Source organism: Nocardia sp. NPDC056064, from assembly GCF_042266925.1.
Classification (GTDB): Bacteria; Actinomycetota; Actinomycetes; order Mycobacteriales; family Mycobacteriaceae; genus Nocardia.
On sequence record NZ_JBHJWO010000001.1, the window covers coordinates 2,269,869 to 2,286,575 of the forward strand.

The 16,707-nt window shown below is 69.8% G+C and carries 17 protein-coding genes, 1 tRNA gene and 1 pseudogene; 10 read left to right on the forward strand and 9 right to left on the reverse strand.

The features are described from left to right. Nucleotides 1-48: 48 nt before the first annotated feature. From ACFC06_RS10385 to ACFC06_RS10405, 5 genes are all read left to right on the forward strand, one after another. Nucleotides 49-1,488, forward strand: a complete 1,440-nt coding sequence (locus tag ACFC06_RS10385; RefSeq protein WP_375929478.1) for a basic amino acid/polyamine antiporter — start codon at nt 49-51, stop codon at nt 1,486-1,488. Nucleotides 1,489-1,519: 31 nt separating this feature from the next. After that, a complete protein-coding gene (locus tag ACFC06_RS10390) occupies nt 1,520-2,761 on the forward strand; it encodes an arginine deiminase (protein ID WP_375929479.1) in 1,242 nt (413 codons plus the stop codon). 93 nt (nt 2,762-2,854) lie between these two features. Beyond that, nucleotides 2,855-2,927: transfer RNA gene (locus ACFC06_RS10395), tRNA-Glu, on the forward strand. Nucleotides 2,928-3,047: 120 nt separating this feature from the next. Then, nucleotides 3,048-3,647, forward strand: coding sequence for a QsdR family transcriptional regulator (locus tag ACFC06_RS10400; protein WP_375929480.1), 600 nt, complete (start codon nt 3,048-3,050; stop codon nt 3,645-3,647). Next, nucleotides 3,644-4,789, forward strand: a complete 1,146-nt coding sequence (locus ACFC06_RS10405; protein ID WP_375929481.1) for an acyl-CoA dehydrogenase family protein — start codon at nt 3,644-3,646, stop codon at nt 4,787-4,789. Before ACFC06_RS10400 ends, ACFC06_RS10405 begins: the two co-directional genes overlap by 4 nt. Nucleotides 4,790-4,838: 49 nt before the next feature. Here the strand turns inward: ACFC06_RS10405 and ACFC06_RS10410 are convergent, their stop codons facing one another. The 7 genes from ACFC06_RS10410 to ACFC06_RS10440 form a co-directional block, all read right to left on the reverse strand. Further along, the gene (locus ACFC06_RS10410) at nt 4,839-6,062 is read right to left on the reverse strand and encodes a cytochrome P450 (RefSeq protein ID WP_375929482.1); all 1,224 of its coding nucleotides are present in this window, start codon (nt 6,060-6,062) and stop codon (nt 4,839-4,841) included. Then, a complete protein-coding gene (locus ACFC06_RS10415) occupies nt 6,059-7,312 on the reverse strand; it encodes a cytochrome P450 (RefSeq protein ID WP_375929483.1) in 1,254 nt (417 codons plus the stop codon). Before ACFC06_RS10415 ends, ACFC06_RS10410 begins: the two co-directional genes overlap by 4 nt. Continuing rightward, complete coding sequence (locus ACFC06_RS10420; RefSeq protein ID WP_375929484.1) at nt 7,309-7,923, reverse strand: ATP/GTP-binding protein; 615 nt, start codon at nt 7,921-7,923, stop codon at nt 7,309-7,311. Before ACFC06_RS10420 ends, ACFC06_RS10415 begins: the two co-directional genes overlap by 4 nt. Beyond that, the gene (locus ACFC06_RS10425; protein ID WP_375929485.1) at nt 7,904-8,248 is read right to left on the reverse strand and encodes a DUF742 domain-containing protein; all 345 of its coding nucleotides are present in this window, start codon (nt 8,246-8,248) and stop codon (nt 7,904-7,906) included. Before ACFC06_RS10425 ends, ACFC06_RS10420 begins: the two co-directional genes overlap by 20 nt. Beyond that, entirely contained in the window at nt 8,245-8,652 is a 408-nt protein-coding gene (locus ACFC06_RS10430) for a roadblock/LC7 domain-containing protein (protein ID WP_375929486.1), read from the reverse strand. Before ACFC06_RS10430 ends, ACFC06_RS10425 begins: the two co-directional genes overlap by 4 nt. After that, nucleotides 8,649-10,082, reverse strand: coding sequence for a sensor histidine kinase (locus ACFC06_RS10435; RefSeq protein ID WP_375929487.1), 1,434 nt, complete (start codon nt 10,080-10,082; stop codon nt 8,649-8,651). The genes ACFC06_RS10430 and ACFC06_RS10435 overlap by 4 nt, the downstream gene beginning before the upstream one ends. A 156-nt stretch (nt 10,083-10,238) precedes the next feature. Next, a complete protein-coding gene (locus tag ACFC06_RS10440; RefSeq protein WP_375929488.1) occupies nt 10,239-11,237 on the reverse strand; it encodes a saccharopine dehydrogenase NADP-binding domain-containing protein in 999 nt (332 codons plus the stop codon). Between the two features lie 115 nt (nt 11,238-11,352). Between ACFC06_RS10440 and ACFC06_RS10445 the strand changes: the two genes are divergently transcribed. After that, nucleotides 11,353-12,258 (forward strand): AraC family transcriptional regulator, encoded by a 906-nt coding sequence (locus ACFC06_RS10445; RefSeq protein ID WP_375929489.1) that lies wholly within the window; start codon nt 11,353-11,355, stop codon nt 12,256-12,258. Here ACFC06_RS10445 and ACFC06_RS10450 read toward each other — a convergent pair whose 3' ends face one another. Next, the gene (locus tag ACFC06_RS10450; protein ID WP_375935368.1) at nt 12,259-12,591 is read right to left on the reverse strand and encodes a RidA family protein; all 333 of its coding nucleotides are present in this window, start codon (nt 12,589-12,591) and stop codon (nt 12,259-12,261) included. It abuts the gene before it with no gap. Nucleotides 12,592-12,726: 135 nt separating this feature from the next. Here ACFC06_RS10450 and ACFC06_RS10455 point away from each other — a divergent pair, with 135 nt between their 5' ends. Beyond that, nucleotides 12,727-13,335: a TetR/AcrR family transcriptional regulator gene (locus tag ACFC06_RS10455; protein WP_375929490.1), complete on the forward strand. Its 609-nt coding sequence runs from the start codon at nt 12,727-12,729 to the stop codon at nt 13,333-13,335. A gap of 25 nt (nt 13,336-13,360) precedes the next feature. On the opposite strand, the gene bla is transcribed toward ACFC06_RS10455, so the two are convergent. Then, the gene (gene bla / locus ACFC06_RS10460; RefSeq protein WP_375929491.1) at nt 13,361-14,248 is read right to left on the reverse strand and encodes a class A beta-lactamase; all 888 of its coding nucleotides are present in this window, start codon (nt 14,246-14,248) and stop codon (nt 13,361-13,363) included. A 159-nt stretch (nt 14,249-14,407) separates the two neighbouring features. Here bla and ACFC06_RS10465 point away from each other — a divergent pair, with 159 nt between their 5' ends. From ACFC06_RS10465 to ACFC06_RS10475, 3 genes and pseudogenes are all read left to right on the forward strand, one after another. Then, nucleotides 14,408-15,283 carry a LysR family transcriptional regulator gene (locus ACFC06_RS10465; RefSeq protein ID WP_375929492.1) on the forward strand — a complete coding sequence of 292 codons (876 nt, stop codon included), beginning with the start codon at nt 14,408-14,410 and terminating at the stop codon, nt 15,281-15,283. Continuing rightward, entirely contained in the window at nt 15,280-16,185 is a 906-nt protein-coding gene (locus tag ACFC06_RS10470) for a serine hydrolase (protein ID WP_375929493.1), read from the forward strand. Before ACFC06_RS10465 ends, ACFC06_RS10470 begins: the two co-directional genes overlap by 4 nt. Nucleotides 16,186-16,279: 94 nt before the next feature. Continuing rightward, a pseudogene (locus ACFC06_RS10475) lies at nt 16,280-16,588 on the forward strand (hypothetical protein); the annotation flags it as partial. Between the last annotated feature and the right edge of the window lie 119 nt (nt 16,589-16,707).

The window sequence follows — 16,707 nt, forward strand, 5'->3', positions numbered from 1 at the left end:
GCTAGCTGCATCCCGTTACATCCAGCAGGTTCGCCCGGGGAGTCACGGATGACGAAAACCGACGTAGGCACGAACAAGACGATGCCGCTGCTGACCCTGTCGGCGATGGTCGTCGGCTCGATGGTCGGTGCGGGCGTCTTCTCGCTACCGCGCAATTTCGGCCAGGCCACCGGTGGTTTCGGCGCGCTGATCGCGTGGGGTATCGCGGGCACCGGCATGCTGATGCTGGCACTGGTGTTCCAGGCGCTGGCGATCCGCAAGCCCGATCTGGATGCCGGTGTGTACGCCTACGCCAAGGCCGGATTCGGCGAATACCTCGGTTTCTTCTCGGCATTCGGCTATTGGGCCAGCGCGTGTGTGGGCAATGTCAGCTACTGGGTGCTCATCAAATCGACGCTCGGGCAGGTGCTTCCGATCTTCGGCGAGGGCAATACGGTGCCCGCGGTGCTGCTGTCCACGGTGTTCATCTGGGCGTTCCATTTCATCGTGCTGCGCGGCGTGCAGGAGGCGGCCGCGATCAACAAGATCGTCACCATCGCCAAGATCGTGCCGATCATGGTGTTCGTCATCGTGCTCGTGTTCTATTTCGACACCGGCGTTTTCGCCGACAACTTCCTGGGCGGCGACGCGTATTCGGAGTCGCTGTTCGAGCAGGTCCGCTCGACCATGCTGATCACCGTGTTCGTCTTCCTCGGTATCGAGGGCGCGAGCGTCTACTCCCGCTACGCGCGGCGCCGCGCCGACATCGGCCGGGCCACCGTGCTCGGATTCCTCAGTGTGCTGGCCCTGTTCGCCTCGGTGACCATGGTCTCGTTCGGCATCCTGCCGCGCGACGAACTCGCCGCGGCCCAGCAGCCGTCGATGTCGCCGGTCTTCGAATCCGCCGTGGGAACCTGGGGCGCGTGGTTCATCAGCATCGGCCTGATCGTCTCGGTCCTGGGCGCCTACCTGGCCTGGACCCTGATGGCGGCCGAGGTCCTCTATGTCGCGGCGGCCGACGAGGACATGCCGTCGTTCCTCGCGCGCGTCAACGCCCACAAGGTGCCGGTGGTGGCGCTGATCTTCACCACCGTGCTGATCCAGCTGGTGCTGCTGACCACGCTGTTCTCCGACGACGCCTTCACCTTCACGCTGAAACTGTGCAGCTCGCTGTCGCTGATCCCCTATCTGCTGGCCGCCGCCTACGCCCTCAAACTGGCCTACACCCGCGAGACCTACACCGAACTGCACCCCGAGGACCGGCGCAGGGAACTGATCATCGCCGCGATCGCCACCCTCTACACCACCTTCATGATCATGGCCGCGGGCCCGGAGTTCCTGCTGCTCTCGCTCATCATCTACGCCCCCGGCTCCATCCTGTTCTGGCTGGCCCGCCGCGAGCAGGGCCGCACGCCGTTCCAGGGCTGGGAGCCGGTGCTGCTGGTCGTGTCGATCCTCGGCGCCGTCGCCGGCATCGTCGGGCTCGCCGCAGGCTGGATCACCATCTGACCCCCGAAGTCCCCTGCCAGGAGGTAAGCCCATGACCCAGCCCGCATCCGCCTACGGCGTGCACTCCGAGGTCGGCACCCTGCGCAAGGTGCTGGTCTGCGCGCCCGGCCTGGCGCATGAGCGGCTCACCCCCACCAACTGCGACGATCTGCTCTTCGACGACGTCCTGTGGGTGCAGAACGCCACCCGCGACCACTTCGACTTCGTCGCCAAGCTGCGCGACCGCGGCGTGGAGGTCGTCGAACTGCACAACCTGCTCACCGAGACCCTGGCCGTGTCCGGCGCGCGGGACTGGGTCCTGGACCGCACGATGACCCCGAACGAGGTCGGCATCGGGCTGATCGAGCAGACCCGCGGCTATCTGGAGTCCCTCGACGACCGCACGCTGGCCACCCACCTCATCGGCGGCCTCGCCGTGGCCGATGTCCCCGGCAGCGACCTGGCCTACCGCGCCCTGGCCCGCGAACAGAGCGGCGCCCGCGAATACCTGCTCCCGCCGCTGCCCAACACCCTCTACACCCGCGACACCACCTGCTGGATCTACGGCGGCCTCACCATGAATCCCCTGTACTGGCCCGCCCGGCACGACGAAACCCTGCTGATGAAGGCGATCTACACCTTCCACCCCGACTACACCGGCGCCCGGGTCTGGTGGGGCGACCCCGAACTCGACTGGGGCCTGGCCACTTTCGAGGGCGGTGACGTGATGCCCGTCGGCAACGGCGTGGTGCTGGTCGGCATGAGCGAACGCACCTCGCGCCAGGCCATCAGCCAGGTGGCCAAGGCTCTGTTCGACAACGGCGCCGCCGAGCGGGTGATCGTGGCGGGCATGCCGAAACTGCGCTCGGCCATGCACCTCGACACCGTGTTCACCTTCGCCGACCGCGACCTGGTCACCATCTTCCCCGACATCGTGCACGGCATCCACGCCTTCTCCCTGCGCCCCGGCGACAAGAACCCGATCGAGGTGGTCGACGAATCCGCCCCCTTCCTCACCGTGGTCGCCGAGGCTCTCGGCTTCCGGGAACTGCGCGTGGTCGACACCGGCGGCGGCTACTACGCCAACGAACGCCAGCAGTGGGACAGCGGCAACAACCTCGTCGCCGTCGAACCGGGTGTCGTGTTCGCCTACGACCGCAACACCCACACCAACACCGCGCTGCGCAAGCAGGGCGTCGAGGTGATCACCATCGTCGGCGCCGAACTGGGCCGTGGCCGCGGCGGCGGGCACTGCATGACCTGCCCGATCATCCGCGACGCCGTCGATTTCTGATCCCCACGGGACCCGGACCAGCCGTTTTGGATGAACGACCAGTCGTCGGCTATCGTATGTTCCGCGCGGTTCACCCCGGTGAGCTGTGGTTCTGGCCCCGTCGTCTAGCGGCCTAGGACGCCGCCCTCTCAAGGCGGTAGCGCGGGTTCAAATCCCGTCGGGGCTACAACGAGATCCCCCGGTCATCGCGACCGGGGGATTTTTTGTGCCCCCAGTGCGACATATTGACAGATGTTGCATCACCAATACACTGAGCGAAACGTTGCAAAGCCGACCGGGAGGTGACGTGCGCGAACAGACCACGCTGGGACAGCGCCTCGACGACCTCGCCGCCCGGCCCGACGCCATCACCGCCTTCAAGGCCGCCCGCTCCGGGTTCCTGGCCGGGCGCAGGCTGGAGATGAAGGAACTCGCCGAGGAACTCGGCGTCAACCGGGCCACCCTGTTCCGCTGGGTCGGCGGCCGCGACGAACTGCTCGCCGAAGTGATCTGGTCGGTCGCCGAACCCACCCTGCGCCGCGCCGTCGCCGCCACCGACACCCGCGGCGTGCAGCGGATCGCCACCGTCCTCGGGGACTTCGCGCAGGCCGTCAACACCTCCGACGCGTTCCGCCAGTTCCTGCGCCGCGAACCCGAACGCGCGCTGCGCCTGCTCACCACCACCGCGGGCTCGGTGCAGCGGCGCTTCGTCGCGGTCATCGCCGAGCTGCTCACCGAAGCGGTCACGGCGGGCGAACTCGATCCGCCGCTGCCGGTGCCGGAACTGGCGCTGCTGCTGGCGCGGATCACCGAGACCTTCATCTACACCGATGTGATCAGCGGCGAGGAACCCGACGCGGCCAAGGTCGTGCAGGCCTCGCTGGTTCTGCTGAAAGGAAAGCCATGAAGCGCACCATCTACACCGAGGACCACGAAGCCTTCCGCGCCTCGGTCGCCGAATTCGTCAAGCGCTCGGTCGAACCGAATGCCGAGAAGTTCATCGAACAGCGCTCGATCGACCGCGAGACCTGGCTGGCCGCGGGCGAACTCGGCTACCTGGGCCTCGGCATCCCCGAGGAGTTCGGCGGCAGCGACGCCGGCGACTGGCGTTTCGCCGCCGTCCTCGGTGAGGAACTGGCCAAAGCCGGTGCGGCCCTGTCGTCCTCGTTCGGCATCCACTACGACGTGTGCGCGCCCTACCTGGTGGAACTGACCACCGACGAGCAGAAGCGGCGCTGGCTGCCCAAGTTCTGCACCGGCGAGATCGTCACCGCCATCGGCATGACCGAGCCCTCCGGCGGCTCCGACCTGGCCGCGCTCAAGACCACCGCCGTGCGCGACGGCGAGGACTGGATCATCAACGGCTCCAAGACCTTCATCACCAACGGCTTCAACGCCGACTTGGTGATCGTCGCCGCGCGCACCAGCCCGGAGAAGAAGGCCAAGGGCATCACCCTGTTCGCCGTGGAGAACGGCATGGCGGGCTTCACCCGCGGCCGCAAGCTCGACAAGGTCGGCCAGCCCGAATCCGACACCGCCGAGCTGTTCTTCGACAATGTGCGGGTGCCCGACGCCAACCGGATCGGCGAGGTCGACCGCGGTTTCATCGCCATGATGGAACGGCTGCCCCAGGAGCGCATCGGCGCGGCGGTGTCGAATATCGCGCACGCGGCGGCGGTGCTCGACGAGACGCTGCACTACGCCAAGGAGCGCAAGGCCTTCGGTCAGCAGATCGGCAGCTTCCAGTACAACAAGTTCCTCTTCGCCGAGATCGTCACCAAGGTCGAGGTGACGCAGGCGTTCGTCGACCAGTGCATCGCCGCGCACGCCACCGGCGAGCTGTCGGCCGTGGACGCCGCCAAGGCCAAGTGGTGGTCGGCACAGGTGCAGAACGAGGTGCTCGACGCGTGCGTGCAGCTGCACGGCGGCTACGGCTACATGCGCGAGTACAAGGTCGCGCGGGCGTGGATGGACGCCAGGGTCACCAAGATCTGGGCGGGCTCCAACGAGATCATGAAAGAGCTCATCGGCCGCGATCTGGGGCTGTGACGCAGAGCGTCGCGCCCGGCGGTACTCGCCGGGCGCGACGCGACGCCGGTCAGTTCAGGATGATCGGCAGCGCGGCCAGATCGTTCTGGGTCAGCACCGGCAGATTGCCGAGCTCGCTGTCGGGCACCGCGAGCTTGAGCTCGGGGAAGCGCTCGAACAGCGCGGGCAGCGCGATGGCCGCCTCGAGCCGCGACAGCGCCGCACCCGGGCAGATGTGCGGGCCGTAACCGAAGGCAAGGTGCCGGTTGGCGGTCGCGCGGGTGACGTCGAACTCGTCGGCCGTCTCGCCGTGCACGGCGGTGTCGCGCCCGATCGCGCGGTAGGACATCACCACGCCCTCGCCCTTGGCGATCACGGTGTCGCCGACGGTGATGTCCTCGGTGGCGAAGCGCATCAGCAGGTGCGAGACCGGGCCGTCCCAGCGCAGCGACTCCTCGATCACCTGCTTCCATTCCACGTCCCCGGCCAGCACCTTGGCCAGCTGCTCGGGCTCGCCCAGCAGCGCGCGCACGGTGTTGACGATCAGGCTCACGGTGGTCTCGTGCCCGGCGGCGACGAGGGCCTTGATATTGCCGATCGCCTCCTCCTCGGTGAGCGCGGCGCCGCCCTCCTCGTCGGACACGACGAAGGCCGAGGTGAGATCGTCGCCCGGATCGGCGATCTTCTGCTTCACCTGGTCGGTGAAGTACACGTCGAGTTCACCGATCACCCGCAGGCGCTCGTCCTGCGGCGTCATCACCGAGAAGAACTTCTTGTACCAGTCCAGCAGCTGCGCGTGGTCCTCGCGCGCGACGCCCATCAGGTCGCCGACCACCCGCATGGGCAGCGGGTAGGCGAAGACCTGCTTGAGGTCCACGGGCGTGCCGTCGGCACCGGCGGCGGCGAGGTCGTCGAGCAGTTCGGCGGTGAGCGCCTCGATGGTCGGGCGCAGCTCCTCGAGCCGGCGCGGGGCCAGCGCCTGGGCGGTCTTGAGGCGCAGGCGGCGGTGCTCGGCGCCGTCGACATTGAACATCGAGCGGTCCACGTCGACCATGCCGATCAGCGGCCACTGGTTGGTCACCACGCCGTCGGTGTAGAGCTTCCAGGCGTTGATGTCCTTGATCAGGCGCGGGTCGGTGGTCAGTTTGCGGGCGACCGCGTGATCGGTGACGGTCCAGGCGGGCACGCCCAGCAGGTCGATGCGGGTGATCGGGCCCTGCGCGCGCAGTCGGGCGGTTTCTCCGTCGAGGTCACCGACCATGGGATCGATGGCGAACGGGCATTGGGAACTCACGACGAACCTCCGACGGGTCGAACCGGTGTGAAACGAACGGGCAGTGCGGTCATGCCCCGAAGGAAAGCCGAAGGGCGCCGGGTCAACTGGTCGGCGGGCACCGCCAGATCGACATCGGGGAGCCGGTCGAGCAGCACCTCGATCCCGGTCCTGGCGATGATCTCGGCGATCTGCTGCGCCGGGAACGGGCAGCGGTATTCGCCGTAACTGAACGCGAAGTGCGCGTTGTTGCCGGTGGGCACCGAGTCGCCGTCGGTGAACGACTGGCGGATATGCGGGTCGAGGTTGGCCGCGGCCAGCCCGAGCAGCAGCATGTCGCCCGCGCGGATGGTCTGATCGCCCAGGCGGGTGTCGCGGGCGGCCCAGCGCCCGGCCAGGATCGAGGTGGGCCCCTCTTCCCAGAGCACCTCGTTCATGGCCTGGCCCACACTGCGCCTGCCGCCGCCCAGCGCCGCGGCGAAGCGGTCGTCGGTGAGCATCAGCCGCATGGAGCTGCCCAGCCAGTCGGCGGTGGTGAGATGACCCGCGGCGGTGATCGCCATCAGGTCGTTGATGTACTCCTCGTCGGTGAACGGCTCGGGATCGGCGAGCATGAGCGAGGTGAGATCGCCACCGGGCCTTGCCTTCTTGCTCATCAGCAGCCGGGCCATGTGCTCACCGAAGCGCACGAAACCGTCCTGGGCGTCGGCACCACCGTCGGCCAGTGCCTTCATGGTGGCGGCGAGGTCGGCGGCGTCGGCGTCGGGCAGGCCGAGGATGCGGCCCAGGGCCAGCACCGGCAGCGGTTCGGCGAACTCGGCGACCAGGTCGGCGGAGCCGCGGCCGCAGAAGTCGTCGACCAGCCGGTCGGCGAGTTCCTCACAGGCCCTGCGCAATTCGAAGTGATCCACCGCGTCCAGGGCGGGTTCCACCATGGCCAGGTGCCTGCGGTGCTCGGCGCCCGCGGTGAAGTAGATCGAGGGCATCGGCCGACCCACCATCGGCAGCAGCGGCCAGTCCTCGGGCACCCGGCCCCACTGGTTCCACAGCGACACGTCACGCGGGAAAAGCAGCGGATCACTGGTCACCTGATGCAGCTCGCGATAGCCGATGATCAGCCAGGCCGGGAACCCGCCGGGCAGCTCGACCGCGACCACCGGACCGTGGTCGCGGCGCATCTTCCGGTACACCTCGTGCGGCTCGATGTGGAATTCCGGCCCGCTCAACGGGACGGCGCCGGTGACCGGGCACGCGCCCGTCGGAATGCTCATGAAACGGATTCCCCCTGCGGGACAGCGGAATACAGATGTTCTACCAGAGCGATGAGCACCTGTTTGCTCGATTCGCGCGAGCGCGCGTCACACATCAGCAGCGGCACCGCCGGGTCCAGATCCAGTGCCTCGCGTACCGCCTCGGGGGCGTGGGCCTCACCGAAGTCGTTGCAGGCCACCACGAACGGCGTGCGCTGGTGTTCGAGGCGGTCGATCGCGTACCAGGAGTCGGCGATGCGGCGCTGGTCGACCAGCACGATCGCGCCCAGCGCACCGGTGAACAGCCGGTCCCACAGGAACCAGAACCGTTGCTGCCCCGGCGCGCCGAACAGATACAGCACGTGCTCCTCGTCGAGGGAGATCCGGCCGAAGTCGAAGGCCACCGTGGTGGTCGACTTGCCGGGCACGCCCTCGGCGTCGTCGACACCGACGCCCATGTCGGTCATCGTGGCCTCGGTGTCGAGCGGCCTGATCTCGCTGACCGAACGCACCAGGGTGGTCTTCCCGACCCCGAATCCGCCGATCACCACGATCTTCAAGCCGTGCTTGACCGTGCTGTCCAGCGGCGCCTGGGCGCGTTCGGGCGCGCGGTCAGAGTTTGCGAAGTCCAACGAGCACCTTCTCGAGGGTGGACAGATCCAGCGTCATGGCTGCCGAGAGCGGAGGACGGACCGTGATCTTGCCCGCGTGCAGCAGATCCGAGAGCACCACGGTGGCGACCCCGACGGGCAGACGCAGTTCGGCGGCGATCTCCACCACGGCGGTGGGCGCCCGGCACATCCGCAGGATGGCCACCTGTTCGGAGGTCATCCCCGCCGAGGGACCGGATTCGCTGACCACCAGGGTGACCAGGTCGAAGTCCTCGGTGGCCGGGGCGCGACCGCCGGTGAGGGTGTAGAACCGGTCGGGATCGTCGTCGCGCAGCGCCCTGGTCAACTCGGCACCACCCGTCTCGGTTGCGCCTGCATATGCTCGCCCAGCTGTTCGACGAGCTCGTGCATGGTGTGCCCGACCAGGCCCGCGTCGGCGTCCTCGGCGGCCACCACCGCTAAGTGCGCGCCGCGGCCTGCCTCGATCACGAACAGGATGCCGCCGTAGAACTCGGTCATCGACTGGCGGACACCGCCACGCCCGTCACCGAATTCGACGGAAGCCCCGTGCGACAGGCTCTGGAACCCGGCGGCGATGGCGGCCAGCTGGTCGGCGCGGTCGACATCGAGTTCCGGGGTGTGGCAGATCTTGAGCCCGTCACCGGAGAGCAGCAGGGCGTGCCTGGCGCGTGGGGTGCGGGCGAGCAGTTTCTCGAGCAACCAGCCGAGGTTGGTGGATGTGGTGGTCATCGGTCCTCCGGAGAGTCGGGGGCAGCGTGGCGGCGGCCCGGCGCGGAACGTTGGAAGGCGCCCAGTGCCGCGGGCTTCGTCGGCGCGGCATCGGCGGCCGGTGGGGTGGACAGACCTTCGGGATGCACCTGGGCCAGGGTGCTGCCCCGGCGCCGCTTGGGCAGCACGGGTGTGGCGTCGGGGACCTGCTGGTCGGGCGCGGCGGTGCTCTCGGGCCAGCCGAAATCGCCGGTGGCGGGCCGGGCGTGCTGCGCGCGCGGGATCGGGGTGTCGAACTGGCCGAGGTCGGCGCGCGGGGCCTCGACTGGGCGCGGCGGTTCCACCGGGCGCGGGGTCGGGGTGGCGAGCAGCCCGGCGCCGCGGCGTTCGGCGCGCGCGGTGAGTTCCCGCGGGACCACGACCACCACGGCGGTGCCGCCGATCGCCGAGGGCCGATACGACACGGTCAGATCGTGTTTGCGGGCGAGATTGCCGACCACGGCCAGCCCGAGACGGGTGCCCGAGAGCGAGGCCAGGTCCACCCCCTTGCCCTTGTGATCGCGTCCGGAGACGGCGGCCTCGGCGCGGCGCAGCGCCGATTCGCTCATCACCAGGCCGCTGTCCTCGATGGTGATCACCACGCCCGCGGGCACTTCCGCGGCGTAGACGTGCACCTCGGTGGTGGGCGGGGAGAAGTTGCAGGCGTTGTCGAGCAGTTCGGCCAGGGTGTGCATCACGCCCTCGGCGGCGTGCCCGGCGATGCCGACCTCGGCGACCGCGCGCAACCGCACGCGCTGATACCCCGCCACGCGGCCCATCGCACCGCGCAGGATCGATTCCATCGCAATCGGTTTCGCCCAACGGCGGCCGGTGCGGGCGCCGCTGAGCACGGCGATGCTGTCGGCGAGACGGCCGGTCTGGGCGGTGCGGTGGTCGATGTGGAGCAGGTCGGTGAGCACGCGCGGGTCGGCGTGGCGGTGTTCCATCTCGCGCAGTTCGGCCAGCATGGAGGTGGTCATGGCCTGGATGCGGCCCGCCGCGCCGGCGAAGGCCGCCAAGGCCGCGGCGCCGCGGCGGCCGTTCTCCTGTGCTTCCCAGGCGAAGGCGGCGGTGTGCTCCTCGGCCTGCGCGATGCGCGTGGCGGATTCGGCGACACTCCTGGCCAGTTCCTGTTCGGCCTGCTCGGCGGCGGCCTTGCTGCGCTGGGCCTCGGCCCTGGCACGCAGGGTGAGATAGATCGCCGGGCAGCCGACGACCACCGCGGCGAGCGCGGCGCTGAGGACCGGGATGCCGATGGCCGTGGGCGCGAAAACCGCCGTGACGACCGCGATCACCACAATGGCCAGCCCGGCGCCGAACACCACGGTTCCGGCCTGTCCGGCACCCTCGCGGCCGACGCGCGCCTGCCGCACCGGCGCATGCGCCATCGGCTCGACTTCCGCAGTATTCACAGGCCCCCAACCGCCAATCTCGAACCAATCACGCGGCACGACAGCCCGTTCAGATAGTGCATGCGAGCATATCGAGCCCCCGCCCCGCCTGCCACTCGGACGAGCGCGGTTCACTATGTGTTCGCACACACTTGGCGCCGGGGCCGCCCGGCGGGCTCATTCCAGTGACCAGGACATCCCGAACGCGGCCACCGCGGCGAGGAATTCGGCGGGGTCGAACAGTTCCGCCGGTGCCCGCACTCCCGGCTTTCCCGCTCCGGCGACGATCCTGGTGGCGGCCTCCACGGCCAGCTGAGCACTGTTGCGGTAGGCGTCGGGACCGCGGCCGATGCCGCGCAGTGCGCGGTCGCCGTGCCGGATGTCGACGATCATGGAATACGGCGCGGGCACGCTCGGCGCTTCCGGGGCGGCCGCCAGATCGGCCTCGGTCACGGTGCCGACCACATCGAAAATCGAACGTGCCAGAACACCTTCCACCGCGCCCGCCGCCAGATGCCGGGGAATGGTCACCACCGAGGGCTGCGGGAATTTCACCACTGCGACAGGTTCTGATTCTCCGGGCAGCAGGAAAGTGTCCCGGCGCGCAGTGACACCGGTGCGGAATTCCCCGTCGATCCAGGACAGTCCGCCGCTGGTGAACACCTCCAGATTCCGCAGGACCGTGCGCATACTCCCCCGCGAGCCCTCCCCGCCCGGCGCGGCGACATGACTCAGCACGATCTCGTCGGCCCCGCCCAGCCGCTCGGCGCCGAGCTGGGCCAGCAGATCACCGAACACACCCGCTTCGGTCATGGCGGGTGCGAGGGTGACGCCAGCGGCCGCGGCGCGTTCGCCGTACTCGCCGAAGACCTTCGCGACGTAGAGCTGCTCCCCCGCGACATCGGCGTAGTGGGCGCCCACATCGATCGCGGCCCGCAGCACCTGCTCACCGGTGCCGGTGTAGTCGGGCAGCGTGCTGATCACGGCGTCGACGCCGGTGAAGGCGGCGCGCAGGGCGGCCGGGTCATCGGCGGCGGCGACCCTGGCCTCGGCACCGAAACCGTTGAGCCGCTGGGCATCACGACCGACGACGACGGTCTCGATCCCGCGCTCGCGCAGTTCGGTGGCGGCGAACCGGCCGACGTGTCCACTGGCTCCGTAGACAGCGATCTTCATGTCCCACTCCTTGTTCATCGGGTTGTGTACTCACCGTATGAGCTCTGGAGGAGACGGAAAATCATCCGGAATCTTCGGCAGATATCCATTCGTCTTCACAGGTAGAGTTCTGGACATGGACCTGCTCAGCGATGTCCTCGCCACCGCGCGCACCGGCAGCCCCGTGTCGGGCTTGTTCGTCCGGCACGCGCCTTGGGGGCGGCACTATCCGCGCGTCGAGGGCGCGGGATTCCATGTGGTCCTGCAAGGTTCGTGCCTGCTGACCCGGCCCGGCGCCGCGCCGCTCGCGCTGGGTACCGGCGACGCGGTGCTCATGCCGCGCGGTCTCGCCCACGGCCTGGCCGACCATCCCGACAGCCCGCTCACCGAGACCGCGGGCCCGCACGACCTGCGCGTGGTCGACGGCCCCGGCGCACCGGCCACCCTGTTGTGCGGTTCCTACCAGCTCGCCGCCGACCGCACCCACCCCCTGCTGGCCGAGCTGCCCGAGGTGGTGCACATTCCGGCCCGGCTCGGCGCGCACCCGTCACTGCGCGCCGCGGTCGACCTGCTCGCCGACGAACTCACCCACCCGCACCCCGGCTCGGATGCCGCCGTCCCGCCGCTGCTCGACCTGCTCCTGCTCTACCTCCTGCGCGCGTGGCTCACCGAGAACGACACCGCCTGCTGGTCGGCGGCCTTCACCGACCAGCACCTCGCCCCCGCCCTGCGCGGCATCCACGCCGACCCGGCCCACCCGTGGACCGTCGAATCCCTCGGTGCCCGAGCCGGTTTGAGCCGCGCGGCGTTCGCGAAACGTTTCACCGCCCAGCTCGGCGAACCGCCACTGAGCTACCTGACCCGCTGGCGCATGCTCACCGCCGCACACCTGCTGCGCACCAGCGACCACCCGCTGGCCACCATCGCCCGCCGCACCGGCTACAGCTCCGAATACGCCTTCAGCAAGGCTTTCACCCGCGCCTACGGCACCGCCCCCGGCCGCTACCGCGCCGCGACCGAGGTGCTGCGCGCGGGCGCCTGATCAGTCCAGCACGGCGGTCGCCTCGACCTCGACCAGCAGATCCGGCTCCCCCAGCGCCGCGACGCCGATCAGGGTGATCGGCTTGACCGGGTCAACGCCCAGCTTCGCGGCCGCGCGCGCCACCCCCTCACCGAGCAGCGGGTACTTGTCCGGACCCCAGTCCACGACATAGATGGTCAGCTTCGCGACATCGTCGAAACTGCCACCGACGGCCGCCAGCGCGGTGCCGACATTGAGGTAGGCCTGTTCCACCTGCGCGGCGAAATCCCCGGCGCCGACCGGGTTTCCGCCCCGTCGCGGGCGACCTGCCCGGCCAGGAACACCAGCCGCGATCCGGTGGCGATCGACATCTGCCGGTACACCTCCGGCTTCGGCAGTCCGTCCGGATTCAGCAGTTCCACTGTCATCGGTCTCTCCTGTCGTCTGGGCTCGTTGTCATAACATAGCAATGATATGTAATCTGAGTCCATGGCGAGGACGAGAAATCCCGCCGTGCGCTCGATGCTGATCGATCGTGCGGCGCAGTTGCTGCGCGAGCGCGCACCGGTCACCCTGCGCGGCCTGGTGGCGGGCACGGAGGTGTCCACGATGGCCGTCTACACCCATTTCGACGGCATGGACGGGCTGTGGCGTGCGGTGCGCCAGGAGGGGTTCACCCGGTTGGCCGCGCGCCTGGACGAGGTGCCGGTGACCGAGGACCCGGTGCGCGATCTGTCCGCGCTCGGCAGCGCCTATCTCGCTCACGCGCTCGCCGAACCCCACCTGTACCGGGTGATGTTCGACCCCGGCTTCGATCTGGAGGACGCCGCGGCGGCCGATGCCACCTTGGAACGGCTGGTCACGGCCGCCGCCTCGGCCCGCGACCTCGGCCGCTTCCGGCCCGACATCGACCCGTTGGAGCTGGCGACCCAGAGCTGGACCATCGGCCACGGACTGGCCGGGCTCGTCGCCACCGGCCCGCTGCCGCGCGAACTGCTCGCGAACGGGGTCCCCTTGCTCACCGCGCTGTTCGTCGCGGCCGGGGACGATCCGCAGGTGTGTGCGGGGTCGGTGCGCGCGGGCTGGCGGGTCACTTGAGTCGCGCGGAGTTCGCGTGCCGGATTCAGTTAAGCTGTGCCACTGCGGTTCTCGTCGCATCGGCGATCAGGGGGTTGGAAGGTTCGGCGTCCGGCTCGGATCGCGTGGACAGCACCGCGAGGATCAGCGGGGCGCGGCCGGGCGGCCAGGCGATGGCGACATCGAGGGCGGAACCGTAGGCGGGGGTGCCGGTTTTGTCGCCGACCTGCCAGTCGGCGGGCAGACCTGCCCGGATGCGTTCGGCGCCGGTGGTGTTGGCGAGCAGCCAGGTGGTGAGTTGCGCGCGTTCGGGTTCAGCGAGGGCGGGGCCGAGGAGCAGGGCGCGGTAGTCGGCGGCCAGGGCGGCGGGGGTGGTGGTGTCGCGTTCGTCGCCGGGGACGGCGGTATTGAGTTCGGTTTCCCAGCGGTCCAGGCGGGTAACTGTGTCGCCGAGCGTGCGGACGAAGGCGGTGAAACCCGCGGGGCCACCGAGTTCGCGGAGCAGCAGGTTGCCCGCGGTGTTGTCGGACAGGGTGATGGCGGCGGCGCACAGGTCGGCGACGGTCATGCCGGTGTCGACGTGCTGTGCGGTTTCGGGTGAGTAGTCGACCAGATCGGCGGCGGTGTAGTGGATGACGCGGTCGAAATAGCCGGAGGCGAGGGGGTGTGCCTGGAGGAGCGCACCGCAGGCGATGCCCTTGAAAGTGGAGGCGATCGGGAAGCGTTCGTGTTCGCGGTAGGAAACCGTGCGGTCGTCGGCGGTATCGACCACCGAGAGGCCCAGGCGTGCATCGTATTTCGTCTCTAGGTCGGCGAACGCTTCGGTGGCGGGGGCGGCGGGGGCTGGCGCCGGCTCGGTCGAGCAGGCCGTCACGGCGGCCGCCAGGACCACGGCGACGAGGTATCGACTGCGGTACGCGGTGGAGGAAGTCACGTCCGCAGCACACCATCCGGCACCGGGCCCGAGCCAATAGCGGCACGCCGGGCGGGCGAGTCGAGCCCGATATCGGCGCAGGTGGCACGGTAGGCGGTCGTGTGCCGAGAGGCTCTGTGCCCGCCGATCGGCCGATTCCGGTGTCGCGACGCTGGTTCAATGGCCGTCATGGATCTGCTCCGCCATCTCCGGTTCTTCGTCGCGGTCGCCGACGAAGGCCACTTCGGGCGGGCGGCCGCGGCCCTGGACATGACCCAGCCGCCCCTGTCCCAGGGCCTGCGCAGGCTGGAACAGCATCTCGAGGTAGAACTCATCCACCGCACCAGCAGGGGCGCGCGGCTCACCCCGGCCGGCAGGCAGTTGCTGCCGCGCGCCCGGCTGCTCGTCGACGACGCCGATCGCCTGCTCGCCGAATCCGAGCGCATCGCCCGGCGCAGCGGCACCGTGCGCTTCGCGTCCACCACGGCGCTGCCCGCCCGGCTCGTCACCGCCTGTGTCACGGCGCTGCGCGGCGCCGAGGCGAATGTGTCCACGACGCTGGGCTCGACGGTCGACCTGATCGCCGAGGTGCGGGCCGGGGTGTGCGATGTGGCGGTGGTCGAGCATCCCGCGCTGGTCGACGGGGTCGAGGCGGGACCGGTCGTCAAGCTGCCGCGCTGGCTGGTGGTGCCCGCCGACCATCGCAGCACCACCGCCGAACGACCGGTCTTCCCCATGCTCACCGGCCTGCACTTCGCGCACCCTCCCCGGTCGGCCAATCCCCCGGCCTTCGACGCCGTCGTGGATCTGCTGCGCGAACGCGGACTGGACACGCCGGTACTCACCGCGCCGGACGATCGCGCGGTGCTGGCGGCCGTGGCCGCGGGCACGAGTTTCGGCGTGATCGCCACGCCGCCCACCCCGACGCCGGGCGTGGCCTGGCTCACGCTGGCGGCCCAGTCGGTGGCGCTGCGGGTCCGGGTGATCCGACGGGCCGACGCCGGTGCGCACGCCGAGGCTGTGGACCGGGCCCTCCACCGGGAGCGGCTCCGGTGACTCCGGCCACGGATTCCACTGTCGTCCAGCGGATTCGCGCCGTCTTCGCCGATGCCGGATGCAGTGGCTGGCTGCACGCCCGGCGCTGCGACGACTCCCCCGCCGAAGTCTGCGTCGGCGGACGAGACCGCGTGGTCACCGCCTCGGTCTACAAATTGCTGCTGCTGGTGGCGTTCTGCCGTCAGGTCGACAACGGCCTCCTCGATCCCACCGCCCGGCTCACCATCGATCCCGCCGACTGCACGCCAGGCCCCACCGGCCTGGCGGCCCTGCACGACCCGGTCACCCTGAGCCGCCGCGATCTGGCCACCTCGATGATGACGGTGTCCGACAATGCCGCGGCCGATGTCCTGCTCGACGAGGTCGGGCCTGCCGCGATCGGCGAACTGACCGCCGAGCTCGGTCTCATCGGTACCCGCGTCGTCGGCGGCACCGCCGACCTGCACCGCAGCCTGGTCCGCGACACCGATACCCCCAGCACCGCAGCCGCTTTCGCCGCACTGGCCGACAGCGACGAGGCCTGGACCGTCTCGGCCTACGACCCCGCCTACACCAGCGCCACCACCCCCGCGGAGATGACGACGCTGCTCGACGCCCTGTGGTCGGGCCGCGTGTTGTCCACGGAGGGCACCGCTTTCGTGCTCTCGGTGATGCGCAAGCAGGTCTGGCCGCATCGCATCGCCGCCGGATTCCCGCATCGCGGGGTCGTGGTGGCGGGCAAGACCGGCACCATCGGGGTGATCCGCAACGAGGTGGCGGTGGTCGAGTTCCCCGGCGAGATCCCGGTCGCCGTCGCGGTGTTCACGCGCGCGGCCCGCGCCGATCCGATGCTGCCGGTGGTCGACGCCGCCATCGGTGAGGTGGCCCGGATCGCGGTCACCGAGCTACGCCGTCCCCGCTGACCAGACGCCCTCGCTAGCATCGTCTTCCGTGCATGCAGATTCTTCCGGCTCCGGCCGTGTGAAAGTGATCGGCATCGCAGCGGGGGTGCTCGGAGTGTTGCTGGCGGTTCTCGTCCCGCTGCTTCCGGTCCAGCAACACCGCGCGAGCCTGGATTGGCCCCAGCCACAGTCGCTGCAACTCAGCGCCCCGCTGGTGGACTACGTCCCCCTGTCCCTGGATGTGAGCATCCCCTGTACCGCCCTGCGCGACCTCACCGGCGGAACCGTCCTCGCCACCGTCCCACCCCAAGCGCCCCGCGCCGGATCGAAGGGCCTGGTCGCCCGGATCGAAGACCGCCCCGACACCGGCCGCACCCTGGCCGTGGTGCTGCGTGATCGGCTGCTGCTGAGCGTGCCGATGGCAGAAATCAGCAGCGCGACAGGTGGTTCCGACTCCGGCCGACCGGGTGCCGCGACTCCACCGCCCGGTGCGGCAGGTGGGCCGCCCGGCTCGGCCGCACCCAACTCCCTTCCGGCGGGTTC